We start from the raw sequence: 24,613 nt of genomic DNA on the forward strand, positions 1-24,613 counted from the left end.
CAAGGTTTTAGTTTGCCCAATCTTTTGAAATCACACCGACTAGTCGGTGGGGCATGAAAATGTGATAAGTTATATTTTTAACTATTAATCCACTCTTTAACAGTTTTAACATCAAAATTATTATTAATCTTACGCATATCTTTGACAGCAGTTACAAAGGCTTCAAAGGCACCAACAGTTGTGACATAAGAAACTCTACTCATAATAGCAGCTCTTCTTAACGCTAAGCTTATTTTTAGCTCTTGTCTTATTGATGTGTTAACCAATAAATCAACTTCGCCTGCTTCAATAGCTTTGACAGTACTGTGTACTTGATCATTGCCAATATTATCAGAAGCTTTATCAAAGAGTTTACATTGTAGACCACGCTCTCTTAAAAAGCTTTCGGTACCTTTAGTTGCAAAGATGTTAAATCCAAGCTCTATCAGCTCTTTAACTGGTTGAAATATTTTAGGCTTATCAGCATTACTTACTGATATTAGGATATTTCCTTTTAGTGGGAGCTTGTTAAAAGACATCTCTTGAGCTTTGTAGAAAGCTACTCCAAAAGATCTATCCATACCCATAGCTTCACCAGTAGATTTCATTTCTGGACCTAGATAGCAATCGACATCAGCAAACCTGCCAAATGGGAAAACAGCTTCTTTGACAGAGAAATGGCGAGGGATAGGGTTGTTTAAGATAAACTCCGAAAGTTTTTTACCAAGCATAAGCTTAGTAGCGATATTTGCGATACTATTACCAGTAGCTTTAGCGACAAATGGTACTGTTCTTGATGCACGAGGGTTTACTTCAATTACATATAATCGTCCATTTTGATAAGCAAACTGAACATTCATTAGACCGATTACATTTAGCTCTTTAGCTAGTTTAATAGTTGCTTGTTTGACTTCTTCAATTTGCTCATTAGATAGAGATCGAGTAGGAATAGAGCAAGCTGAGTCACCTGAGTGAATACCAGCCTCTTCGATATGCTCCATGATACCAGCAACAAAGACACGCTCACCACCATCAGCAAGCGCATCTACATCTAGCTCTGTAGCATCTTCTAGGAACTTATCAATCAAAATAGGTCCTTCAAGGATACATTTACTATTAGCTTTGATATAAGCATCTAGCTCCTCTTGTGAATGGACAATTTCCATTGCTCTACCGCCTAAGACATTAGATGGTCTCACAACCACAGGGTAACCGACATTAACAATCTTTTTCTTTAATTCATTAATAGTATATGCAATTGTATTTAGAGGCTGTTTTAAACCAACTTTATCAAGTAGCTCTTTGAATCTCTCTCTATCTTCTGCTAGATCAATCTTATCTGGATCTGTACCAAGTATAGGGATATTATTCTCATGTAGAGCTGATACTAGTTTTAGTGGTGTTTGTCCACCAAACTGTACAATTACTCCAAGAACTTCACCTTTACGCATTTCGTTTTTGATAATATTTAGGACATTCTCGGCACATAAAGGCTCAAAATATAGCTTATCAGAAGTATCATAATCTGTAGAAACTGTCTCTGGGTTACAGTTAATCATGATAGTTTCGATACCTTCTTCTTTAAGAGACTTAGCAGCATGAACACAAGCGTAATCAAATTCTATACCTTGACCAATACGATTAGGGCCACCACCTAAGATGATAACCTTTTTATTAGCAGATATATCTGACTCACAATCCCGCACGATTTCTTCATAGCTATAGTGTTCATAAGTGGAGTACAAATATGATGATTGTGACTCAAATTCAGCAGCACATGTGTCTACTCTCTTAAATGTAGGATAGATTTCTTTACCAAACCTAAAGTTTCTAATGTACCTTTCTGTTCTACCAACAAGTTCGGCAATCTTAGCATCTGAAAAACCAAGATTTTTATAAATAGAAAACTCTTCTTTACTATTTGGTAGACCTGTCTTTTTAAGCTTTTCTTCTGCAGCAACAATATTTGCAATTTGTTCAATAAACCAAGGATCTATTTTACAAGCATCATGGATGTCTTTTTCACTTATACCGTATCTAAGAGCTTGAGCTACTCTTAATATGCGCATAGGAGATAGCTCTTTTAGACACTCTAAAATAACAGCTTTATTTTGATAAAAAGATTTTTCTTTATTATAACCAGGTATCTCAACTTGGTCTAGACCTGTTAGACCAGTTTCAAGTGATACAAGAGCTTTTTGTAAGCTCTCAGAGAATGATCTGCCAATTGCCATAGCTTCACCAACGGATTTCATCTGCGAAGATAATTTAGCTGAAGTAGTCGGGAATTTTTCAAATGTAAAACGAGGGATCTTTGTAACTATATAATCAATAGTTGGCTCAAATGATGCTGGAGTAACTTTTGTAATATCATTATCAATTTCATCAAGAGTATAGCCAACAGCTAATTTTGCGGCAACTTTTGCGATTGGGTAACCTGTAGCTTTTGAAGCTAGTGCCGAAGATCGTGATACACGTGGGTTCATCTCGATAACAACTAATTTACCATCTTTAGGATTCACAGCAAATTGCACATTTGAACCACCAGTCTCTACACCTATTTCTCTAAGTACAGCAATCGAAGCATCTCGCATTATTTGATACTCTTTATCTGTTAAAGTTAGTGCTGGGGCTACAGTGATACTATCGCCGGTGTGGATACCCATTGGATCGATATTCTCAATTGAGCAAACAATAATTGAGTTATCAGCTTTATCACGGATAACTTCCATTTCATACTCTTTCCAACCTAGGATTGACTCATCAATTAAAACTTCATTTGTTGGCGATAGGTTTAGACCATTTTTAACAATTTTTTCAAACTCTTCTTTTGTGTAAGCTATACCACCACCACTACCACCTAGGGTAAAAGAAGGTCTAATAATAGCAGGAAGTCCTATATCTTCTAGAGCTTTATAAGCTTGTTCCATAGATTGTACTACCATGTTTCTAGGTACTTCTAAACCAATTTTTGCCATTGCTTTATTAAATCTTTCTCTATTTTCGGCCTTTTCTATAGAGTCAGCTTTTGCACCAAGCATTTCGACATTGTATTTTTCTAAAACACCGGCTTTGTCTAACTCTAAAGCACAATTAAGGGCGGTTTGTCCACCAACTGTAGGTAGGATTGCATCAGGCTTTTCTCTAGCGATAATTTTACCAACACTCTCAACTGTAATTGGTTCGATAAAGATTTTATCTGCTGTTGTTGGATCTGTCATGATTGTTGCAGGGTTTGAGTTTACTAGAAAGACTGTGTAGCCGTCTTCTTTTAAAACTTTACATGCTTGAGTTCCTGAGTAGTCAAATTCACAAGCCTGACCGATAATGATTGGACCGGCACCTAGTACTAAAATACTTTTTATATCTGTTCTTTTTGGCATGTTTTCAATTCCCTTTCTTACTTTCTGCTATCATCTCGGCAAATTCATTAAACAAATACTTACAGTCATGTGGACCTGGAGAGCTCTCCGGATGGTATTGGACCGCGAAAGCTGGTTTATCTTTAAATCTTAAGCCCTCAACAGTACCATCAAACAGAGAACTCATATGAATTTGAATATTATCAGGAACATTGCCATCACAAACCACAAAGCCATGGTTTTGGCTTGTGATAAGAACTTTTTTAGTATTAGCATCCAGTACAGGTTGGTTTACACCACGATGACCTTTGTGCATTTTTTTGGTTTTTAAGCCAGCAGCTAGAGCTAATAATTGGTTGCCTAAACAAATACCAAATATTGGCATTTTGACTTCTAGAAGTTTTTTGATAACGGGCATAGTATAGTCAGATGTTGCAAATGGATCTCCCGGACCATTAGATAAAAATACTCCATCAGGATTATGCTTCATAATGTCTTCATAAGTACTATCAGCAGGTACCACTGTTACTTTAAATTCAGCATCTACTAGGTTTCTTAGGATATTGTATTTGACACCATAGTCGATAACTACAACATTATATTTATAGCTTTCTTGTTGTTTATATACTTGTTGTCCAAGTGAGAAAGTATGCTCATTCCAGTCATATTCTCTATTTGTAGTGACACTTATAGCTAAGTCTCTGCCATTAAGGTTAGATTTGTTTTTGATTCTTGATCTGACATAGTTTGCATCGAGGAATTCACCTGGCTTAACTGATAATATCGCTACTCTTACAGCACCTTCTTTGCGTACTTTACGCACGATTGCACGCGTATCAACACCACAGATACCGACGATATTTCTATTTTTTAGCCAAGTATCGATACTTTTTTTAGCTCTAAAATTTGATGGGTTTGTGAGATTCTCACGCACGATTAACCCTTTAGCAAATACCCCTAGTGACTCATTATCCTCGTTATTGATTCCTACATTACCGATGTGAGGAAAAGTAAAAGTAATGATCTGTCCAGCATAAGAAGGATCTGTTAAGGTTTCTTGGTAACCTGTCATTGATGTATTGAAACATATTTCTCCGTCTGTCCAACCTCGTACCCCTATTGATCTACCTAAATAGTATGTGCCATCTGGGAAAACCAATAATGCGTTAGTCATATCATTAGCTAATATCATAAAATAACCTTATTGTGATGAATGAGAATTAAAGAAAAAAGGTATTTGAAAAAGTTGTTTATCATTTACTTTTATAAAGTTAATGGACAAATTGAAAGTATTCTAGAGATCCAAAACTTATCTGTAAAGAGTGTTTAGTCAAGTTTTCATTATTTGTGTTTTTGGGGTGGTTTTAAGTACATTTTTGTAATAAAATTAAATTTTCACCGTTAGATATTAACAAATATATAAAACACGGCTAATTTTCACATATATATCTTATATTTTGAAAGCTTTTTAAGGCTATTACTTCCTCAACGATAAAGCCAACTTGACGGTGGCCTGAAGCCATGCTAGGATTTTAAAATTAAGAATCTATAGAATCACAATGGACAGGTTTTGAATTTGTAAATATATTAGAAAAAATCAATATATTAATACTGAATAAATTACTACCTGGAATCAAATTCATACATAACTACACCTTGAGATAAATAACCATGAGAAAAAAAATGATTAAAACATTATGTGTTAAGAGAAGCTTATATTCAGCTTTGATTGGTTTTAGCTTTATACTTCCTTCGATTTGTTTAGCAGATGCACGCTCGGAACTAATTTTAGAAAACAACTGTTCAACACCTGTAGAATTTAATGTTCACCCACGAGATAGTTCTGGAGCAACGATAATAAACAAAAAATTAGAACCTTTTGAGTACATAAATATAGGAGATTATACAAACAGTGAAATAATCAATTATGTATCAACTATAAATATAGATTTCCATTCATTAGATTCTACAAATGATAGTGGTTCTTTACAATATATTTTAACTAATGGATTTACTGCAAACTACGCAGATTTCAAAAACTTAACTGGAGATATTAATATAGAACATCAAAATAGTGATTATTCATATGAATGGCATAGCTACACCACTACATTAAAGCGCAGGATTCCAATATTTACAGTTTCTGCCTGTAACACTCAAATAGAAATAAGAGGCAGCAAATTAAAAGATGTTGAAAGAATATTGATTTTTGGTGATAGCTTAAGTGACTATGGGAATTTATATGGTTACACAAATGGTACAATTCCTAAATCAATCCCTTACAATAAAGGAATGTTTTCTAACGGTGCAGTATGGAGTGATATTTTAAATAATTCGTTAAAAGATAAAATCAAAATAAGTAATTATGCGGTTGGTGGCGCTACAGTTGTATTTGAACCATCATGGACAGATATTGGATTGCCATATACATTAGGTACTGAGATTAGCTCATACTCAGTGGATACAGGTGCTCATGATACTGACAAAACTTTCGCTATATTTTTTATTGGTGCTAATGATTATTTGACTATTGATGTATCACAAGACCCTAGTACAATTCCAGATATAGCAAAACAAGTTACAGATAAAATAAAGGTTGCTATACAATCAGTAAAAGCATCAAAAACTTTAATTATTGGTCTGCCTGATTTAAGTTTAACGCCTGAGTCAATAGAAATAGGAAATCAAGCTTTATTAAAAGAAGTTTCTAAATTGCATAATGAATATCTCAAGCAGTTTGCTGATATGGATGATAATGTTGATTTTCTTTCTTTAGATGAAATGTTTAATACTCTAATTAATGATACAGATAAATTTAACCAAACTTATAGTACCAACCTGTCTCCTGACAAAATACATAAAAGCTGCTGGTTGGGATCTTATTTTGCATTAAATTCATTATTAGACAAAAAAGAATTTTATAAAAATTTATTAGCTTCAAATCCAGAGATAGAGGAAAATGATAGTAGACAGTTACAATTAAATGATATGGATTTAAATTTAAATGTTATGGATAAAATTCCTCTTAATTCTGATATAACCTCTGCTATCTTAGCGGCAGAGACAGGAACTTTATGCGCTAATCCTCAAGAATTTGCTTTTTTTGATAAAGTTCATCCGACATACCAAGTTCATAAAGCATTATTTAAATATATCGCTAGCTACTTTGGTATTATCAGTTGATTTTTTATTGCTTCAAATTTAAAGCTTAAAGTTTTGGTATATACTTGCAATTCTTGTTGCTTGTTTTATAGTTAGGTAACTAATTATATTCTTGAATAGAAAAATGCAAAAAAATAGCTTAGTTATCTTTAAGTCTAAACCAGCTAAGATTATAGACGTTTTAGATAAAAAGATAGAAATAGAAACCATAGATGGCAAAAAAATAAAATTACCACCTAAAAATGTCCAATTCTTAATAGATACACAGAGCGACTTTGAGTTAGCAGAGTTAAAACAACTACAAATTGATGATCTTGAGTTAACTTGGGAGCTTTTGCAAGAGCAAACAGAAACTTCAATAGAGGAGTTAAGCGAGCTGCTGTTTGAAACTACAGGAGTTAATCAAGCATATACGATTTGGCTTTTAGTGTCAGAAGGAGAGTTTTTCAGTTTTAACGAAGATTTTAGTGTAAACATACATTCGCCTACGCAAAAAGAAACAATAATTCGAGAAAAGCAAGAAAAACACAAAAAAGAACAAGAGCTTAATAACTTTATAGCACGCCTAAATAGTAAAACATATTTACAAGAAGATGAAAAATTCCTAAAAGAGATAGAAGCTTTAGCGTTATTAAAAAGCCCAAACTGTAGATTTTTTAAGTACCTTAATATAGAAGAATCAGAAAGTAGTGCTTATAAACTACTTTTAGATATAGGTTATTGGGATGAGCATATTAATCCATATTTATACAGGTATAAAGCAGAGCTAGAGAATAACCCAGCAAAGTTTGAGTATAACTCTAGTTCGGATATTGGTAGAGTAGACTTAACTTACCTAAAAGCTTATGCAATAGATGATGAAGATAGTAATGACCCTGATGATGCTATAAGCTGGGACACTAAAAATAGTAAAATATGGGTACATGTTGCTGATCCATCTTCAAGTATTGCTTTTGGTGAGCAAATAGATCTAGAAGCTAGAGCTAGAGGTTCAAATTTGTATACTCCTGAGAAAATTATTTCGATGCTTCCAACTGAAGCTACGGAAGTTTTAGGATTAGGACTACAAGAAATATCTCCAGCTTTATCTATTGGCTTTAGTATCACTACTAATGGTGATATAGGTGATATACAAATATGCTTTAGTAAAGTTAAAGTAATTAGGTTAAGTTATGAGTTTGCAGAAGAAAACATAAGTTACCTTGAGCTTGGTGATATTGCAAAGTTTGCAAGAAGATTTACAGAAAAACGTTTACAAGCAGGAGGAGTTGAGCTTAATTTCCCCGAGGCTAAAATTAAGATAGAAGCTGATAAAAGAGTTAGTATATATGACTTACACACGTTAGAATCGCGAATTTTAGTAAGAGATACAATGCTTATGGCAGGTGTCGCTGTAGGTAAATTTTGTCTAGAGCATAATATAGCAGTTCCTTTTTCTACACAGCCACAGCATGAACTTACTAAAGAAGAGTTAGAATCTCTGATAACGCCAGCGGATATGTTCGCTGCGAGGAAAAAGTTACAAAGAGGGAAATACGCTACACAAGCTGATAAGCATGCTGGTATGGGTTTAGAAAACTATGTACAAGTAACTAGTCCGTTAAGGAGATATCTTGATTTGCTAGTTCACTATCAGATTAGACGTTTTTTAGGTCATCAAGAATTATTAAGTATTGATACTGTAAATGAAATTATAGCACAAGTAGATACTCCAATAAGAATAAACAGACAAACTGAAAGAGATTCAAATTTACATTGGAAGCTAGTATATCTAATACAAAACCCTAATATCAAATTCAAAGCTACAGTTGTAGAGTTACTAGAAAGAAACAAAGTATTAGTATCTATAGAGAAATTAGCTATGACAAAGAAGATATCTGTCAATAGTAAACTAGATCTAAATAGCACTTTAGTTTTAGAAAATAGCTCAGTAAACCTTGTAAATCAGGAAGCTTATTTTAAGGTTCTAGAAAATAGTTAACTGGGTTTTAACAAAAAGTACACATTCTTATCCACAGGGAGGTATAGATTGGTTGTTCTTACTTCCTTTGGCAGATATTTTGCTTTCAAATCCTTATATACTGGTAATTTCAAGCTTTTAAGAAAAATAAAAAAAATAAAAAGATAACTATTTATCACAGAAAGTTACATAAATATAAACATAGTTATCCACATAAAGAGGAGAGCTTTTCTTCTTATCACGCGCTAAATTAGGATCCTTGAAGTACAACATTTTTAAAGGGATAAATATTTTTTTGATAGTCCAATTTATAATTACGTCAATGAGGTTTGTGCATAAAAATTATTTATCTGAGTAAATTTTATGTAAATTAATGTATCATCTTACACAGTGTTCTGTAAAATTTATGAATTTATGAATTACGAGCTAGTTGAAGCAAGGGTAAATCCAAAATATTGTGTAATTTGGCTACATGGTTTAGGTGCTGATGGTCATGATTTTGTTGATATAGTTGATCATCTAGGTATTCCTCTAGATAATATTCGTTTTATATTCCCGCATGCTGATATAATGCCAATTACTATAAATATGGGTATGCAAATGTCAGCATGGTACGATATTAAATCTCTTGATGCTAATAGTTTAAATAGAGTTGTAGATATTGAAGGTATCAAGAATTCTGTAGCTAAGTTAAATACTCTAATTGATAAACAGATTGCTCAAGCAATCGCAGGAGAAAATATTATCTTGGCAGGATTCTCACAGGGCGGAGTTATTGCTGTTTATACAATGCTTACCACTAAACGTAAACTAGGTGGAGTAATGGCTTTGTCAACATATTTACCGGCATGGGATGAGTTTAAGAAAGATGTTACAGATATTAATAAAGATGCTCCAGTATTGGTGTGTCATGGTACGCATGACCAAGTTTTGCCAGAAGCTTTAGGACAAGAGCTATCTGCTAAACTAGCTGCACAAGGCTTTAAAATTAAGTATAAATCTTATAATGGTATGCAGCATAGTGTGTGTATGGAAGAAATAAATGATATATCTAATTATATATCGCAAGTATTTAATGTATGAATAAAAAAATCATAATAGCAAGTAGAGAAAGTAAACTAGCTCTTTGGCAAACTAAGTTTGTTAAATCTGAAATACAAAATAAATTAGGTATCTCATGTGAAATAGTCACAATGAAGACGCAAGGGGATATTATTCTAGATAAGCCTCTAAATAAAGTTGGTGGTAAAGCTTTATTTATGAAAGAACTAGAAGTAGCTATGCAAAACAATCAAGCTGATATTGCAGTACATTCGTTAAAAGATGTTCCTTATGAGCTTCCAGCAGGATTTTGTTTAGCAAGTTTTATGCCTAGAGAAGATCCGCGAGACGCGTTTGTTGCAAATAAATATACATCGTTAGACGATTTGCCTAAAGGGGCTGTGGTTGGGACTTCTAGTCTACGTCGTAAAGCTCAACTGCTTAACTATAGAAATGATTTGGTTATCAAAGATTTAAGAGGTAACGTTCAAACTAGATTATCTAAATTAGATAATAATGATTATGAAGCTATTATATTAGCTAGTGCTGGACTTATTAGATTAGGTTTACAGACTCGAATTACCCAATACATACCTATAGAGATATCTCTACCTGCTGTTGGTCAAGGTGTAGTTACAATAGAAGCTCTAGAAAAAGATAAAAAGCTTTTGGCTGAGTTAAAAAAACTTAATGATGAAACTAGTTTTCTTGCTGCTAAAGCAGAACGAGCTTTTAACCAAGAGTTAAAAGGTGGATGTCATGTTGCTATAGGTGCTTATGCAATTGTAGAGAATCAAAAAATAACATTGCAAGCAATGGTAGCTAGTAGTGATGGTAAAAAAATTATAAGAAGGTCAAAAAGTGGAGCAGACCCTGAAAGTTTAGGTAAATTATTAGCTCAAGAAATGATAGAATTAGGGGCGTATGGAATATTGGAGAATTAAATGAGACTAATGGTATTATTAGTAGGCCTTGGTGGTGGGCTTGGTGCTATAGCTAGGTTTTTGGTAACTCAAGCTAGTGCTAGCATATCTAAACAGATTCCTGTAGGTGTCTTTTTATGTAATATTATAGGTTCTTTTTTTATCGGTTTAATTGCTGCGTTTTTAATAAAAACAAACTTGTTTAATGAAGATATATCTGCGTATACCAGAGCTCTACTTGTAACGGGCTTTTTAGGAGGGTTTACAACTTTTTCTAGCTTTAGTTTAGATATACTAAACTTACTACAAAGAGGTGAAGGTTTTCTAGCATTTGGATATATTCTAGCAAGTGTAATTTTTTCATTATTTGCAGTGGTTGTAGCATTTTATTTAGTAGTAGGGATATATAAATGAAAAAAAGTATAGCTACCTTAATGTTCTTGATAGGCTTAATTTTAAGTGGTTGTATACCTGTGGTTACAGGAAGTTTTGTGACTCATGACGATATTTTTGATGCTGATGCTGGACTTCATAGTCTAGAGCTGCAAGAAGGAATCACAGTTAAACAGTTGTATGATGCTATCAGAGAGACTATAAAAAATAATCCTAAAGAATTTAAGCTTCAAGCAAGTGATTATGGAGATAATAAATCTAGAGTTTGGGCTTTTTCAAATAAGTATAATCAACCAGTAGCCTTTTATGCTATAAACATGAACGGTAGGGTATATTTAGGAATAGATATAGGTGATGAGGGTGATGCTAATAAAATTGACGATGACATCACAGATATTTATAGTTTAGAGGATCTAATTTTGAGTAATATAAAAACACTACCAAAAAATACGACAGAGTGAGTATTAACCACTATAAGTTAAAACTTTTTGATTAGAGTCAGCTAGGAGTATCAAGAAGTTGAATCATTTTTCAATTTTAAAAACCGTACCACAATATGGGCAAGTATTTGATTTTTTATCTTTAAGATCTATAAACACTCTTGGATGCAAATCCCAATTTTCATGATATTTAGTTGGGCAACAAACTCTTTCACCTTTTTTTACTTTAATAATTTTTTGCTCTTTTTTCATTTTTTTAGTGCTTTTTAGAAATACTAACTGGCTAGATTTTAACAAAAATTAGGCCAAATTAATAATACAAAAAAAAACTTAAATGGCATATACTAAGGCTTGTTGTCAAAAATAAAGGTAGCTGGCATATGAAAAGATTGTATACTGCAAATATGTCAACGAGAGTTTCTAAAACCAAGTGGGACATTCTAGCTTTGTCAATCATCTTGTTGATTTTATGTATATTTGTATGGTCAACATCTGGGTTAGGTGGGGCTGTTGATTATACTGATCAAGCAAGCGTACGAAAGTATTCAGAAATTTCGTTAAGTTTGTGGTTATTGCCTTATTATACCGCTGAAACAACTATACGTATGTTTATTGGTTTAGCTTTTTCTTTGCTAATAACTTTTGTATTTGGTACATGGGCAGCAAAAAGTAAAAGAGCAGAAAGTATAATAATACCAGCTGTTGATATATTACAATCAATACCAATACTTGGTTTTTTTGCTATTACAGTAACAGGGTTTTTAGTGCTCTTTCCTAGTTCTTTATGGGGGGCTCAGTCAGCAGTTATATTTGGGATTATAACTGCCCAAGTATGGAATATGATTTTAAGTTTTTATCAGTCATTAAAAACCATACCTAAAGAGCTAAAGGAAGCAGCTGATATGTATCAGTTATCAGCATGGCAAAAATTTTGGAAACTTGAAGTTCCTTTTTCTATGCCAGGTTTAGTATGGAATACTATGATGTCAATGTCAGCCTCTTGGTTTATGATAGTTGCTTCTGAAACTATAGTTGTTAATTTTGGTGCCTCTCAATCAATTTTCGTGAATTTACCAGGGATAGGTTCATTTATTGATGCAGCAAATAATGCTCAAGATTTTATAGCAGTTGCTGCAGCAATTATTACTATGCTTGTAACTATAATTTTATACGACCAGCTTTTATTTAGACCTTTGGTTGCATGGTCAGAGAAATTTATGCTAGGAGAGAACCAGACCGAAGTACATACTAAATCTTGGTTTCTTAAAATTTTACAAAAATCTTTAGCTATAAAATTTTTTACAGGCTTAGTTGGTAAAATTATAGGACAGATTATTAATAACAACTTTTTTAAAAAAGACCTAACTAAAGCCTTTAATCAAAAAAAACATAAGAAAGAAGATAAAAAAGAAACTATGTTGCAGAAGGTTATATGGTCTGGCTTTATATCATTAGCTGTATTAGCTCTTTTATATTTTGCTTATGAAACTATCTTTGTTAAAGGTGATGTTTGCTTACCTGAAGCTTTTGAGGCTTTGTATGGTGGACTTTTTACTGGTTTAAGGGTAGTTGTTTTGATATTAATAACTTCTATTATATGGGTTCCAATAGGTGTGTGGGTTGGTATGCGTCCTAAAATAGCCCAAAAAGTGCAACCATATGCACAAATGGCAGCAGCTTTTCCAGTAAATGTACTTTATGGTGTGTTTGGTACTTTAGTAATTACTTTCAATTTGAATTTTAATATCTGGTGTATCTTACTAATGGCGCTTGGTACACAGTGGTATATTTTATTTAATGTAATTGCAGGAGCTTCAGCAGTGCCAGAAGAGCTAAAACTTGCTGCAAGAAATATGCAGTTAAAGGGGTTGACTAAGTGGCGAAGATTTCTCTTTCCAGCTGTTATGCCGTATTATGTAACAGGGGCTATAACTGCTGCCGGAGGTGCATGGAATGCAAGTATAGTATGTGAGTATATAAATTGGGGTAAGGATACAGTTATACAGGCTGCAGGTTTAGGTAGCTACATTACTAAATATACTAATATACAGGGAGATCATACAGCTAATGTACTTTTGGGTGTTATTGTGATGAGCATATTAGTAGTGTCTTCAAATAAGCTTTTTTGGCGAAGACTTTATAGCTATGCAGAAAATCGCTTCAGTATGAATATGTAGTATAGGGGATAAAATAAATGAGCAAGCAAATAATTTCAGTAGGAAATGTAAGTAAGAGCTTCTTGATTAAAGAAGAGCACTTACTAAAGGTCTTAGATAATATAGATTTCACATTGTATGAAGGAGAAATTGTCGCTTTACTGGGGAAATCTGGCTCGGGAAAATCTACTTTACTAAGAATTATAGCTGGCTTGTTAAGCCCTACTACAGGAGAAGTTTTATACAGAGGTAAAAAGGTTTCAGCTCCAGTTCCTGATATATCGATGGTTTTTCAAAGTTTTGCTCTTATGCCATGGCTTACAGTGTTGCAAAATGTTGAATTAGGTCTAGAAGCTCGCAATATAAGCTCACAAGAGCGTAGAGAAAGAGCTTTAAAGGCTATTGATATGGTTGGGCTTGATGGTTTTGAAAACGCTTATCCTAAAGAGCTTTCTGGTGGTATGAAACAAAGAGTTGGTTTTGCTAGAGCTTTGGTACTAGAACCTGATGTACTTTTAATGGATGAGCCATTTTCAGCTTTAGATATTTTGACAGCTGAAAATCTAAGAGAAGACTTGTTAGAGCTTTGGGAAACTAATGACGCTATGAAAGGTATTTTATATGTGACTCATAGTATTGAAGAGGCAGTATTAACTGCTAATAGGATTATTATATTTGGTAGTAATCCTGGCTTTATACGGGGCGAGTTAAAAGTTAATATTCCTCATCCAAGAAGTTCCCAAGATCCTGCTGTGGCAGATTTGGTAGATGAGGTTTATAGGATGATGACTACAGCCCAAACTAAAGAGCTTACAGAGCGGATGAATAAAAAAACAGCAATGACGATAGGTTATCGTATACCTGACGTTGATATATCAGAAATGAATGGTCTTTTAGATCAAATGTCTGATATTAAAAACGCTGATGCTATAGATTTATCACAATTAGCAGATGAGCTACATCTTGATATTGATGATTTATTCCCAATTATTGAGATATTATCTATTTTAAGGTTTGCAGAAGTTTCTGATGGTGATATTAAAATGACAGCTATGGGACGCAAATTTATTGATTCAAATATTGATGAGAGAAAATTTATATTTGGTAGATTGTTTTTGAAATATATACCACTAGCAAGGCATGTAGTTAAGGTTTTACATGATAGAGAATCTAATTCAGCACCGAAAAGTAGGTTTCTTGCAGAATTAGATGATTACTTTCCAGCGGATGTTGCTGCACGTGTATTTGATACATTTATAGATTGGGCGCGTTACGCTGAACTTATCTTCTACGATTCAAACATAGGTATGCTTTCTTTAGACGAGAACGCTGTTGAGTATATCAAAAAAATGTAATGGTTACTTAATCAAGTTAAATGTCTTGTCACCATCCGTCTAACGCTAGCTTGCAAAGGGGCCCTATAAACAAAACTATTTTTTGCTGGGTTATTTTTATTTAATTTGCTTTTATTTGAGTATATTATTAAAGGTCTGTAAATAAGTGTTCCGGTTTGTCTGTATACACGTTGAAGTTTTAAAAAAAGGTGGTTTATGTCTTATACTTTTAAAAGTAAAATGCTCAAAATAGCTTTTTTAAGTTTGATTTTTGGAACTAACTTATACGCTGAGCAAAATACTGAGGTAGTTTCGCAAGGTGGGCCTCTTGGAGCTACAAGTATTGGGCAACAAGATCTTAGTTTGACAGGTTCTTCTTCTGAAAATAGTTCTACACCAACGCCACAACACCTAAATGAAAAAGAGCTTTTGCTGCAATTACAAGCTCAAGTTCAACTATTACAAGGACAAGTAAATCAACTTAAATCTCAGCAAGGTAATATCAGAAACACCTCTGGTGGTAGCTCACAGTTTGCTACGTACAGCTCTAAAGTAGGTGGTAATTTGGGATCAACAGAAAACTATTTGGATCTTGGAACCCTTAAAACTAGTGAAATAGACCCAGAAGATATCTCTTTAAGCATAACTCAAGGAAATTCTATAGAGGTTAGTGATAGTCAAAGTGGAGGGGTATTTGCTTCAAATAATGGTATTGACGTTGGTGGTACACCAGCAATTACAACTCGAGGTCAAGTAAGTTATCTAGGTTCTTATTCTGGTAATAACACAATTCCAGTTGGGATGATATCTTCAAACCTTTTTGCTTCTACACTGTTAGGTCAAAGAGATAAGTTTGATGATTATTCAGTATTCTTCGGTGGCTATATAGAAGCTGATGCTCAGACTTGGTTTGGTAGTTCAATCCAGAGAATATCAGGAACTAACTTTTCAGCGACAGGTGAGAATATATATTTAACTAATGCTAAGTTATACTTCCTTTCAAACTTAGGACATTATGTAACAGCACAGTTTGATTTTGACACAAATGAATCAGGTGGCTTTGGCTTAGGTAATGCTTTTGTAATTTTTGGTAATCTAGATACTTCACCGTTTTTCATAACGGCTGGTAGAAGTAAGTTATCGGTAGGATCTTACGGTGGTGGAGGACCTTGGAGTAGTGGTATTATTGATGAATTTTTATCCCCAGATAAGGTAACTAACGTATCAGCTAACTATAAAACAGATACTATAAACGCTAACGTTGCTGTTTTTGGTTCTGATGATAAACGAGCAAACTTCTCAACAGGTTTATTTTACGCTGATGCTCTAACAGAAAATTTATCAGCCGGTTTTAATGCTGGCTACGTATTTAATATAGCTGGAGCTGGAAATAGTAGTATTCCACAATTCTTAAAAAGTGTTGGTAGAGAAAATGAAAATATAGGTGTTATTAACTTTGACGCTAACTTAGCGTATGCTATGCTTGGGGGTATCTGGCAGATACAGGGTGGTTGGTCATCAACAACTACTGCAGAAGATTTCAATAAGAATGGTACAAACGTTAACACAGGTGCTTGGTATGCTGGTTTGGTGTATGCTCTAACTCTAGCAGGTAAAAATACCAACTTTAACGTTACTTATGGCCAATCTTACAATGCTGCAAATATTCCTATGCCTTTGTCTAACGCATCACCAACGTTTGGTAAAACCTCTTCTGGTATTAGGAATCAACTTATTTTCTCAGCCCAAAGATCATATTTTGATGACAATGTATTATTGGGTCCAGAATATTCCTACCAAGAACTGTATAATGGCGAACACATGAATACAATAACTTTAGATTTATCAGTTTATGTATAAGCTTATATTTAGTTATTTATTAGGAAAACTTTTTTAAAATTATTGTTTTTATATAAAATAATTTAGCTATATTTTGAATTAATAAGGTTATAAAATTTATTGTAAATTGCTGGGTTTTGGCTTTTTTTATTTGACCTTATAGTACTATCGTAAAGTATTGATAAAGTTATATATATCATATAATATCTTAAGTCTTTTATTATATTCTAAGGTTAAAACTTGAGTAATAATATCGAGCTATTTTTACACTCATCTAATTATATATTGTTAGCAGCGGGTTTGATATTGCTTTTTGCAATAGTATCACAATATTTATCATGGAGACTTAAGCTTCCATCTATCCTTTTTCTGATCTTAAGTGGAATCATTCTTGGTCCAATATCTGAAGCGGCATTTCCTATGGGTTTTAAGTTAGTAGATGGTGATGTTATATTTGGGGAGGCCCTTTCGCCATTTGTCTCAATTTGTGTGTCAATTATATTATTTGAGGGAAGCTTATCACTTAATTTTAATAAAATAAAAAATGTTAGTAGAGTCGTTTTTTTATTGGTAACAGTAGGATTGGGTTTAACAGTAGTTTTTACAGCCTGGTTTTGCCATTATATTGTGGGCTTGAATATGGAATTGTCATTATTAATAGGAGGAGTTACTTGTGTAAGTGGTCCAACAGTTGTTCCTCCTTTAATGAGAGCTGTTCGTCCAAAGCGCCATATTGCAAATATCCTTAAATGGGAATCTATAATAGTAGATCCTATAGGCGCATTAGTTGTAGTTTTTATGCTCTCATGGTTTGTTATTGGTGGTGGTTTTTCTAGTGAGGTAAATAGTATAGGGCTATTTATTGCCTATATAATATTTGTTTGCGTACTTGGTGTTGTAATAGGTTTTATTGTAGGGTATCTAATAGGTGTTAGTTTTAAGAGGCACTATATCCCAGAGTATCTTAAAAGTTTCTTTGTTTTAGCAGTAGTTGTTGTTGGTTTTATTGTATCAGACAGCATCATGCATGGTGCTGGACTTTTGATGGTTACTGTAGCTGGTCTAGTTATGGCTAATATGAAAGACATTCGGATGTCTGATATAGTTTCTTTTAAGGAAAACCTTAGTATAGTGATTATATCTATACTTTTTATTGTACTTAGTGCAGAAATTGATTTTAGTTTAGTAATAGAATATTGGCTTTCTTTAATAGAAGTTTTTATTTTTTTACAGTTTGTATTACGTCCTTTAGTTGTTTACTTATGCACATTTCGTTCAAAAACCTCTTTAAGCGAAAGGTTTGTTATGGGAATGATATATCCACGTGGTATAGTAGCAGCTTCAGTAGCAGCATTGGCATCTGTTAAAATAATTAAAACGCAACCAGAGTTATATGATGAAGCTAACACATTAGTATTTTTTGTGTTTATGATTATCGTTTTTACAGTAATTTTTCAAAGTGTATTTGCGCCTTTTATTTCTAAGTTACTTAAGGTTACTGAACCAGAAGGTAAAGGCTTTTTAATTATCGGTGGAAATAGGTTTGCGCGTGAACTTGCGGAAGTTTTTGTTAAAAATGACATTGAGGTGTTGATTACAGATTCATCTTGGACAAATGTACAAAAATGTCGGCAATTAGGATTAAATACTTATTATGGAAGCCCAGTGTCAGTCCATGCTGATTGGAGTATTAGTTTAGTTGGGATAGGTGCTATGTTAGGCTTATCTACCAGTGAATATGTAAATGCTGTTTCAGCGATGAAATATAAATATGAGTTTGGTGCAAATAACACATATGTGCTAAGAGCATCGCAAAAAGAAAGTTATAAAGGTATAGGCTCTATAGAGACTAACTTAGCTACCTTACTATTTGATGAAGGAATAGACTTTAATGTATTAATCGAGAGACTAAATCAAGGAGCTAAAATTAGAAGTACTAATATAACTCCTAACTACACGCTAGAGAATTTTTTTGTCGACAATACTAATGCTATTCTTTTATTTACTATTGATAGTAATGGCTATGTTCAACCTTTTTTTAAGGATAAAAAGATTAAATCAGAAAGTTATAGTTTGGTATCATTAAAAGATGATAATAAAAACAAAGAGCAATTATGTCTAGGTGTATAAGAGCTTTTAATGGTAAGTATCCTGAAATTGTAGAGTCAGCATATATAGATGAATCAGCTGCTGTAATAGGTGATGTAGTTATAAAGGCAGAAGCTTCTATTTGGCCGCAAGTAAGTGTTAGAGGAGATCTGTTAAAAATAACGATAGGAAAATGTAGTAATGTTCAAGACTGCAGTACCTTGCACACTACGGAATATCCAAAAGACTCTGGTGAAGGTTATGATCTAAAAATAGGGGATTATGTGACTATAGGTCATGGGGTAGTATTACATGGTTGCCATATAGGGAATAACTCATTGATAGGTATGGGAGCTATAGTCTTAGATGGCGCTATTGTTGGTGAAAATGTTTTGGTTGGTGCTGGAAGTTTAGTCCCTCCCGGAAAACAGTTAGAATCAGGATACATGTATTTAGGTTCACCAGTAAAGAAAATCCGCCAGTTAAGTGAAAAAGAAAAACAAGATATTATAGAAAATGCAAATCATTATGTTACGATTAAAAATAGATATAAAGCAGAAATTTAAGTTTGCTACATTTTTTATATTATCGACTCTATTGGTCGCATGCTCTACTTTGGATACAAATACTATAGATGCACATAAAAAGTTTGATAGAGCTAAGTTAGATTCACAATTGCTAGATCTTGTTAAATGGCAAGTTAGTGGCGTGATAGGTATTATTTATAATAATAAAGCTGATTCTGCTAATTATACATATTCTCAAGATAAGGATAACTTTATTATGAGCCTCTATGGACCTTTAGGTGTTGGGAAAGTAGAGATTTCAGGTGACAAAAACAAGGTTATTTTAAAAAACAGCAAAGGTGAAATCCTTGAAGCTAAAGATGTTAAAACACTTATGTTAGATGAGTTGGGTTGGTATGTTCCATTAGATGGGCTAAAATATTGGATCAAAGCTATAGCTGTACCACAAACTCCGGCAAACTTAAAATTAAAAGCTAATAATCTAGCAGGAGAACTTTCGCAACAAGGTTGGAAAATAAGTTATCAAGGTTATGAGTTAATAGATCAAAAATATCCACTTCCAACAAAATTTAAGATGTCTAGAGGTGATATTTTACTAAAAGTAGTTATAAAATCATGGCGACTATAAAACCTAAAGCATACAACAGTTTCGCAAAGATAAACCTATTTTTGCATGTACTTAATAAGCGTGAAGATGGTTATCATAATTTACAAACTTGGTTTACTTTTGTGGATTTGAAAGATCAGCTAAAATTTAGTTTTAACAACTCAACTAACATAAATATAACAAGTGACGTTGCAATATCCTCAAGAGAGGATAATTTGATTTTTAAGGCAATTAAAACCTTTCAACAAACCTATGGTGTGCAACGTATTGGTGTTGATATTGATGTAGTTAAAAATATTCCAATGGGCGCGGGCCTAGGCGGTGGTAGTTCAAATGCAGCAACCACTCTTATTGCTATGCGTGATCACTATGCACCAGAGCTTAAAAATTCAGAAATGATAAGTTTGGCAGTAAAGCTTGGTGCAGATGTGCCAATTTTTTTATATGGTCGTTCTGCGTGGGCAGAGGGGGTTGGCGAAGTATTGTACCCAAAGGATTTTGATACTAAGTTTATACTGTTAGTTAAGCCAAATATTCATATTTGTACAAAGGAGTTTTTTAGTAGTAAAAAACTTGTTAAAAGTTCTAAACTACTGTCAAAAGACTTAGAATTTGATAGTGACATTATGCAAAATGCTTTTGAGAAAGTATTTTTCGCAAATTATCCAGAATTTGAGAGTTATCTTAAAAGTTTAGACGTTAATTTTAGAATGACAGGAACAGGCTCATGTTTTTATTTATTCTCAGATGATAAGGCACGATTGCAGCAACTTGCAACAAAAATCAATAAACCTCTTGACAAGTGGCTAGTTAAGACATTAAACTATGTCTACTAACTTTTAGGTTAGCTTCTGTTGGGCTATCGCCAAGCGGTAAGGCAACGGGTTTTGATCCCGTCATTCCCAGGTTCGAATCCTGGTAGCCCAGCCATAAAAATTCTTAATAAATTTCCGCTACAAATAATTTCTCTGATGTCTTGGTAAAATAATATATAATTAGATAATTATAGAATTGAACTAGTTAATATCAAAATTATGGAACATTATCATATCGGTACCTTAGGTCAAAAGTGGGGCGAGGTAGAAAAAAAACGGTGGTTAGCAGAACAAAAGATTAAGCGTTCTTACCATGAAGAAGTGGTTACTAAGATAAAAGAGCTAGTTAAAGACTTTGATATAGAAATATATGGCAAGTTAGAGTATTTAGTAGGTAAATATGACTTATATGCTATAAAAACAAAAAACTGGGATGATTCAAAGCCATATGTGTTAGTAACTGGTGGAGTGCATGGTTATGAGACAAGTGGAGTCCAAGGAGCTATTAACTTCGCGCAAATAAGAGCTTTAGAGTATTCAAAATATTTTAACATCATAATTTTACCGTGTATTAGTCCATGGGGTTATGAGACTATCAACCGTTGGAATCCAGATGCTGTAGATCCAAACCGTTCTTTTTATTTAGGTAGTGCCTCTCCAGAAGCTACTGAGGCTATGGAATATGTATTTTCTCTTGGTGTAGATATATCTATGCATATAGACTTACATGAGACTACAGATACCGATGATAGCCAGTTTAGACCAGCACTAGCTGCTAGAGATGCTATAGTGATTGATAAATGGGGTATAACAGATGGATTTTATCTAGTAGCGAACCAAAACAAATTAGAAAAAAGTTTTCAAGAGTACATAATATCTGCTGTAGCTAAGGTTACCCATCTAGCAAAAATTGATGAGAAAGGACAAATCTCTGGGGAGATAGCAGTTGTTGATGGTTTAACACAATGTGATTCAGCAGGTTCAAAGCTTTGTATGTCATTTACTGATGCTAAATATACAACGACAACGGAAGTTTATCCAGATAGCCCTAAAACTAATCCTGATGAATGTATACAAGCACAGGTTGAAGCTGTAGTTGCAGCATTAGAATATTTAAAATTGTAAAATGCAAGATTGGAGTTAACTTATAATGCTAAGTGGTATAGTAAATGTCGCAGAATTTCTTATAAATATTGTTTTTGGTTTATATGCTTTTATTCTCTTATTTAGATTTTTTTTACAGTGGGTGAAAGCTGATTTTCATAACCCTATTTGCCAGCTAGTCATGCGAGCTACAAATATTATTATTCTTCCTGTCAGAAAGCTTGTGCCTGGATTTTTTGGTTTAGATTGGTCATGTATAGTCGCTACGTATTTTGTTTTTATTGTACAGAATTTGCTTTTAGCTTTACTAAAGGGTTTTGATGTAAGCTTAGTATTTGTAGTTGCTAAACCAGTCCTAGATATAGTGTTTGCTGTTATAAATATGTACGTTTATTTAATAATAATAAGAGCTATCGCTAGTTGGTTTATTCACGGAGGGTACAATCCTCTGTTTATAATAATATTTCAAGTTACAGAACCTTTACTAGCAAGAGCAAGAAAATTAATAAAGCCTAGATCAGATTTTGACTTTTCGCCTATTATTGTACTGGTAAGTCTATTTTGTATACAAATTTTCTTGCAAAGTGTATTAATACAATTATTTTCGTAAGCTAGATGTACAAAATATCTGTATATATCCAACCTAACTCCTCAAAATCTGAAGTTTGTGGTGAGCATAAAGGTTCTTTAAAAATAAAAATATCGTCTCCTGCTGTAGATGGTAAAGCAAATAAAGCTGTGATTGATTTTTTATCAAAGCATTTTAAGATTAAAAAGAAAGATATAGCTATAGTTAAAGGTATAACATCTAGACAAAAAATAATGTTTTTGAGTGTAGAAAAAATTCCAGCTTTATTAGAAGAGTACCTAATTTCTTCTTAGAACCATTCTATAAGCTGAATCACCATCTTGATAGTAGTTTAAAATAGTTTTGTAAATAATAAAATTTAGTTTTTCATAAAGAGCTATAGCGTTTGAATTATTTACATTTACTTCAAGATATATATTTTTTGTTGAGTTAGTTATTAAATAGTTAAGTAAGCTTTTCCCAATACCCTTACCTTGGAATTTTTCATTTACAGCTAGAGAGTATATTCTTATACTTTTTTTGTATTCAAAGCAAAGTATATAGCCAGCTAACTGATCATTTACCTTAGCAACAAAAAATAGTTTCTGTTTTTTTATATTGTATTTAAATTGTCTTTTAGATATTTGATCACTATTAAAAATAGAATCCTCTAATTCTACAAGCGATTTTAAATCATTTAAGCTAGCTTTATAAATTTGCATAAGGTAGTTTCTTATAATTCATCCTATTTAGGAATTCTAACATTATAGTCGAATAAAGTTGCTCACCAATATAAGCATCCTCTATATCAGAATCAATAGATGGGTTATCGTTAATTTCTATAATTATAGGTTTACCATTGACTACTTTGATATCTATACCATATAAACTGTTACCAATAGTCTTTGCAGCTTTAATAGCAGTTTTTATTATAGATTTTTCAACTTGATGTATAGCAAAAGCTTCTGTACTACCATGTTGAGTAGATTTTTTACTGTGATTAGTTATTTGCCAGTGTCCTTTTGCCATATAATACTTACAAGCATAAATAGGCTTACTATTTAGTATACCTATACGCCAATCAAACTCTGTATAATAATATTTCTGAGCAATGATTATAGAAGATTGTTGAAACATATTTTCTAAAATTTCCTGTAATTCTTCAATAGTTGAAGCTTTATTTACACCTTTTGAGAATGATCCATCTGGGATTTTAAGTACTATTGGCAGGCTTAGCTCAGCAACCAATTCCTCTAAAGGTAAAGTATTATCTTTAAAAATTAATCGGGCTTCAGGAGTTGGTATTTTATTTTTGACTAGTAAATTATGTAGATAAACTTTATTTGTACAACAAATTATGGATTTTGTATCATCTATAACAACTAGGTTATTATCTTCAGCTTTTTTAGCAAATCTATAACTATAGTGATTAATAGAAGTTGTTGTTCTAATAAATAAACCATCATACTCAAGTAACTTCATATAGTCATCTTGGGTAATCATGTCTACATATATTCCTAATTGATTAGCAGCTCTTTTGAAGTTTTTTAATGCTTTAGGGTCACTAGGCGGAAGAATCTCATTGGGATCATGCAAAATAGCAAGATCATATTGATAAGTTTTTTTATTTCTCTTTTTACGCCAGACTTTCGTACTAAAATTATTTAGTGCTTCAGCAAATAGACTTTGCTCTTGGTCAGTTAATGAGCCTATATTAGCTATCTCTAGATTTCTGAAATGCCACGAAGAATCCCTTTTCTCTAGTTTTACTGATAGTAATGGGGCTGGGTACATTTCAAATATTTTTTTAGCTATTTTTTCAAATCCTTTTATGTTCGTGGTTCCAAAAAAGATCATAATATCCAAGATATTGTTTTTAGTAATATGGTTAAGAGCATTATGATTTATTTTTAGAGCAAGTTCAGCAAGGTGTATTTCTTCAAAATGTTTTATGTTGTTAAGAGTTGTTACATTTGGGATTATTGTATCATTGTTAGCTTTGGCTAATAGGCAAGCATAATATCCTTGTTCTAAGTAAGCGATTTTTTCTGATAGATTGATTATATAGCTTGGCTTTTGACTTATGTTTTGTAGATATTTATCTATAGTTATTAAATTTTCTGTTGGATAGTAAGGTGACCAAGCTTTCTCATGGTCAATGAGTATTTTTAAAGATTTCATCTTGTCCTTAAATGTGAGATGGTCTGAAAAACAAAGTTATTATCCACTTTTTTCAAAAAAATACAACCCAAAAAGGAAGGAGTTTTTTTACACGTTAATATTAAAATAAAATTTTAAATATTGTAGTATTTAAA

General features: G+C 32.8%; 21 protein-coding genes and 1 tRNA gene. 17 read left to right on the forward strand and 5 right to left on the reverse strand.

Annotation, left to right across the window (positions count from 1 at the left end; all coding sequences use genetic code 11):
• Nucleotides 1-77: 77 nt before the first annotated feature.
• Both carB and carA read right to left on the reverse strand, forming a co-directional pair.
• Nucleotides 78-3,362 carry a carbamoyl-phosphate synthase large subunit gene (gene carB, locus FRA_RS00060; protein WP_035720590.1) on the reverse strand — a complete coding sequence of 1,095 codons (3,285 nt, stop codon included), beginning with the start codon at nucleotides 3,360-3,362 and terminating at the stop codon, nucleotides 78-80.
• A 4-nt stretch (nucleotides 3,363-3,366) separates the two neighbouring features.
• Entirely contained in the window at nucleotides 3,367-4,533 is a 1,167-nt protein-coding gene (gene carA, locus FRA_RS00065) for a glutamine-hydrolyzing carbamoyl-phosphate synthase small subunit (RefSeq protein ID WP_035720591.1), read from the reverse strand.
• Between the two features lie 491 nt (nucleotides 4,534-5,024).
• Here carA and FRA_RS00070 point away from each other — a divergent pair, with 491 nt between their 5' ends.
• The 6 genes from FRA_RS00070 (at nucleotide 5,025) to FRA_RS00095 (ending at nucleotide 11,281) form a co-directional block, all read left to right on the forward strand.
• Nucleotides 5,025-6,524: an SGNH/GDSL hydrolase family protein gene (locus FRA_RS00070; RefSeq protein WP_081835940.1), complete on the forward strand. Its 1,500-nt coding sequence runs from the start codon at nucleotides 5,025-5,027 to the stop codon at nucleotides 6,522-6,524.
• Nucleotides 6,525-6,627: 103 nt separating this feature from the next.
• On the forward strand, nucleotides 6,628-8,484 hold the full coding sequence (locus tag FRA_RS00075) for a ribonuclease catalytic domain-containing protein (protein WP_035720592.1): 1,857 nt from the start codon (nucleotides 6,628-6,630) through the stop codon (nucleotides 8,482-8,484).
• A gap of 393 nt (nucleotides 8,485-8,877) precedes the next feature.
• Nucleotides 8,878-9,546, forward strand: coding sequence for an alpha/beta hydrolase (locus tag FRA_RS00080; protein ID WP_035720593.1), 669 nt, complete (start codon nucleotides 8,878-8,880; stop codon nucleotides 9,544-9,546).
• Nucleotides 9,543-10,448 (forward strand): hydroxymethylbilane synthase, encoded by a 906-nt coding sequence (gene hemC / locus FRA_RS00085; protein ID WP_035720594.1) that lies wholly within the window; start codon nucleotides 9,543-9,545, stop codon nucleotides 10,446-10,448. Before FRA_RS00080 ends, hemC begins: the two co-directional genes overlap by 4 nt.
• Entirely contained in the window at nucleotides 10,449-10,841 is a 393-nt protein-coding gene (gene crcB, locus FRA_RS00090; RefSeq protein ID WP_035720595.1) for a fluoride efflux transporter CrcB, read from the forward strand.
• Nucleotides 10,838-11,281, forward strand: a complete 444-nt coding sequence (locus tag FRA_RS00095) for a hypothetical protein (protein WP_035720596.1) — start codon at nucleotides 10,838-10,840, stop codon at nucleotides 11,279-11,281. Before crcB ends, FRA_RS00095 begins: the two co-directional genes overlap by 4 nt.
• Nucleotides 11,282-11,344: 63 nt before the next feature.
• Here FRA_RS00095 and FRA_RS00100 read toward each other — a convergent pair whose 3' ends face one another.
• On the reverse strand, nucleotides 11,345-11,512 hold the full coding sequence (locus FRA_RS00100; RefSeq protein ID WP_081835939.1) for a zinc-finger domain-containing protein: 168 nt from the start codon (nucleotides 11,510-11,512) through the stop codon (nucleotides 11,345-11,347).
• 128 nt (nucleotides 11,513-11,640) lie between these two features.
• Between FRA_RS00100 and FRA_RS00105 the strand changes: the two genes are divergently transcribed.
• The 11 genes from FRA_RS00105 (at nucleotide 11,641) to FRA_RS00155 (ending at nucleotide 22,612) form a co-directional block, all read left to right on the forward strand.
• Entirely contained in the window at nucleotides 11,641-13,437 is a 1,797-nt protein-coding gene (locus FRA_RS00105; protein ID WP_035720597.1) for an ABC transporter permease, read from the forward strand.
• A 17-nt stretch (nucleotides 13,438-13,454) separates the two neighbouring features.
• Nucleotides 13,455-14,771: an ABC transporter ATP-binding protein gene (locus FRA_RS00110; RefSeq protein WP_035720598.1), complete on the forward strand. Its 1,317-nt coding sequence runs from the start codon at nucleotides 13,455-13,457 to the stop codon at nucleotides 14,769-14,771.
• A 195-nt stretch (nucleotides 14,772-14,966) separates the two neighbouring features.
• Nucleotides 14,967-16,610: a DUF3573 domain-containing protein gene (locus FRA_RS00115; protein WP_035720599.1), complete on the forward strand. Its 1,644-nt coding sequence runs from the start codon at nucleotides 14,967-14,969 to the stop codon at nucleotides 16,608-16,610.
• Between the two features lie 219 nt (nucleotides 16,611-16,829).
• Nucleotides 16,830-18,719: a cation:proton antiporter gene (locus tag FRA_RS00120; RefSeq protein WP_035720600.1), complete on the forward strand. Its 1,890-nt coding sequence runs from the start codon at nucleotides 16,830-16,832 to the stop codon at nucleotides 18,717-18,719.
• Complete coding sequence (locus FRA_RS00125; protein ID WP_035720601.1) at nucleotides 18,704-19,243, forward strand: gamma carbonic anhydrase family protein; 540 nt, start codon at nucleotides 18,704-18,706, stop codon at nucleotides 19,241-19,243. Before FRA_RS00120 ends, FRA_RS00125 begins: the two co-directional genes overlap by 16 nt.
• The gene (gene lolB, locus FRA_RS00130; RefSeq protein WP_245313662.1) at nucleotides 19,206-19,832 is read left to right on the forward strand and encodes a lipoprotein insertase outer membrane protein LolB; all 627 of its coding nucleotides are present in this window, start codon (nucleotides 19,206-19,208) and stop codon (nucleotides 19,830-19,832) included. The genes FRA_RS00125 and lolB overlap by 38 nt, the downstream gene beginning before the upstream one ends.
• On the forward strand, nucleotides 19,820-20,647 hold the full coding sequence (ispE, locus tag FRA_RS00135) for a 4-(cytidine 5'-diphospho)-2-C-methyl-D-erythritol kinase (protein ID WP_035720603.1): 828 nt from the start codon (nucleotides 19,820-19,822) through the stop codon (nucleotides 20,645-20,647). The genes lolB and ispE overlap by 13 nt, the downstream gene beginning before the upstream one ends.
• A 19-nt stretch (nucleotides 20,648-20,666) precedes the next feature.
• Nucleotides 20,667-20,741, forward strand: a tRNA-Gln gene (locus FRA_RS00140).
• 101 nt (nucleotides 20,742-20,842) lie between these two features.
• Entirely contained in the window at nucleotides 20,843-21,751 is a 909-nt protein-coding gene (locus FRA_RS00145) for a M14 family metallopeptidase (RefSeq protein WP_321174125.1), read from the forward strand.
• Between the two features lie 25 nt (nucleotides 21,752-21,776).
• Nucleotides 21,777-22,340 (forward strand): YggT family protein, encoded by a 564-nt coding sequence (locus FRA_RS00150; RefSeq protein WP_035720605.1) that lies wholly within the window; start codon nucleotides 21,777-21,779, stop codon nucleotides 22,338-22,340.
• Between the two features lie 5 nt (nucleotides 22,341-22,345).
• Entirely contained in the window at nucleotides 22,346-22,612 is a 267-nt protein-coding gene (locus tag FRA_RS00155; RefSeq protein WP_035720606.1) for a DUF167 domain-containing protein, read from the forward strand.
• Here FRA_RS00155 and FRA_RS00160 read toward each other — a convergent pair.
• Together FRA_RS00160 and FRA_RS00165 are read right to left on the reverse strand one after the other, a co-directional pair.
• Nucleotides 22,598-23,020 carry a GNAT family N-acetyltransferase gene (locus FRA_RS00160; protein WP_035720607.1) on the reverse strand — a complete coding sequence of 141 codons (423 nt, stop codon included), beginning with the start codon at nucleotides 23,018-23,020 and terminating at the stop codon, nucleotides 22,598-22,600. The two genes, FRA_RS00155 and FRA_RS00160, sit on opposite strands and share 15 nt — an antisense overlap.
• Nucleotides 23,007-24,479, reverse strand: a complete 1,473-nt coding sequence (locus FRA_RS00165; protein ID WP_035720608.1) for a RimK family protein — start codon at nucleotides 24,477-24,479, stop codon at nucleotides 23,007-23,009. The genes FRA_RS00160 and FRA_RS00165 overlap by 14 nt, the downstream gene beginning before the upstream one ends.
• Nucleotides 24,480-24,613 lie beyond the last annotated feature (134 nt).

This window comes from Allofrancisella heilbronnii, from assembly GCF_000710735.2.
Classification (GTDB): domain Bacteria; phylum Pseudomonadota; class Gammaproteobacteria; order Francisellales; family Francisellaceae; genus Francisella; species Francisella frigidaquae.

What these genes read in the sequence shown, in the direction of transcription:
- carB (WP_035720590.1), bottom strand. Translation starts at nt 3,362, where the DNA reads ATGCCAAAAAGAACAGATATAAAAAGTATTTTAGTACTAGGTGCCGGT.
- carA (WP_035720591.1), bottom strand. Translation starts at nt 4,533, where the DNA reads ATGATATTAGCTAATGATATGACTAACGCATTATTGGTTTTCCCAGAT.
- FRA_RS00070 (WP_081835940.1), top strand. Translation starts at nt 5,025, where the DNA reads ATGATTAAAACATTATGTGTTAAGAGAAGCTTATATTCAGCTTTGATT.
- FRA_RS00075 (WP_035720592.1), top strand. Translation starts at nt 6,628, where the DNA reads ATGCAAAAAAATAGCTTAGTTATCTTTAAGTCTAAACCAGCTAAGATT.
- FRA_RS00080 (WP_035720593.1), top strand. Translation starts at nt 8,878, where the DNA reads ATGAATTACGAGCTAGTTGAAGCAAGGGTAAATCCAAAATATTGTGTA.
- hemC (WP_035720594.1), top strand. Translation starts at nt 9,543, where the DNA reads ATGAATAAAAAAATCATAATAGCAAGTAGAGAAAGTAAACTAGCTCTT.
- crcB (WP_035720595.1), top strand. Translation starts at nt 10,449, where the DNA reads ATGAGACTAATGGTATTATTAGTAGGCCTTGGTGGTGGGCTTGGTGCT.
- FRA_RS00095 (WP_035720596.1), top strand. Translation starts at nt 10,838, where the DNA reads ATGAAAAAAAGTATAGCTACCTTAATGTTCTTGATAGGCTTAATTTTA.
- FRA_RS00100 (WP_081835939.1), bottom strand. Translation starts at nt 11,512, where the DNA reads ATGAAAAAAGAGCAAAAAATTATTAAAGTAAAAAAAGGTGAAAGAGTT.
- FRA_RS00105 (WP_035720597.1), top strand. Translation starts at nt 11,641, where the DNA reads ATGAAAAGATTGTATACTGCAAATATGTCAACGAGAGTTTCTAAAACC.
- FRA_RS00110 (WP_035720598.1), top strand. Translation starts at nt 13,455, where the DNA reads ATGAGCAAGCAAATAATTTCAGTAGGAAATGTAAGTAAGAGCTTCTTG.
- FRA_RS00115 (WP_035720599.1), top strand. Translation starts at nt 14,967, where the DNA reads ATGTCTTATACTTTTAAAAGTAAAATGCTCAAAATAGCTTTTTTAAGT.
- FRA_RS00125 (WP_035720601.1), top strand. Translation starts at nt 18,704, where the DNA reads ATGTCTAGGTGTATAAGAGCTTTTAATGGTAAGTATCCTGAAATTGTA.
- lolB (WP_245313662.1), top strand. Translation starts at nt 19,206, where the DNA reads ATGTTACGATTAAAAATAGATATAAAGCAGAAATTTAAGTTTGCTACA.
- ispE (WP_035720603.1), top strand. Translation starts at nt 19,820, where the DNA reads ATGGCGACTATAAAACCTAAAGCATACAACAGTTTCGCAAAGATAAAC.
- FRA_RS00150 (WP_035720605.1), top strand. Translation starts at nt 21,777, where the DNA reads ATGCTAAGTGGTATAGTAAATGTCGCAGAATTTCTTATAAATATTGTT.
- FRA_RS00155 (WP_035720606.1), top strand. Translation starts at nt 22,346, where the DNA reads ATGTACAAAATATCTGTATATATCCAACCTAACTCCTCAAAATCTGAA.
- FRA_RS00160 (WP_035720607.1), bottom strand. Translation starts at nt 23,020, where the DNA reads ATGCAAATTTATAAAGCTAGCTTAAATGATTTAAAATCGCTTGTAGAA.
- FRA_RS00165 (WP_035720608.1), bottom strand. Translation starts at nt 24,479, where the DNA reads ATGAAATCTTTAAAAATACTCATTGACCATGAGAAAGCTTGGTCACCT.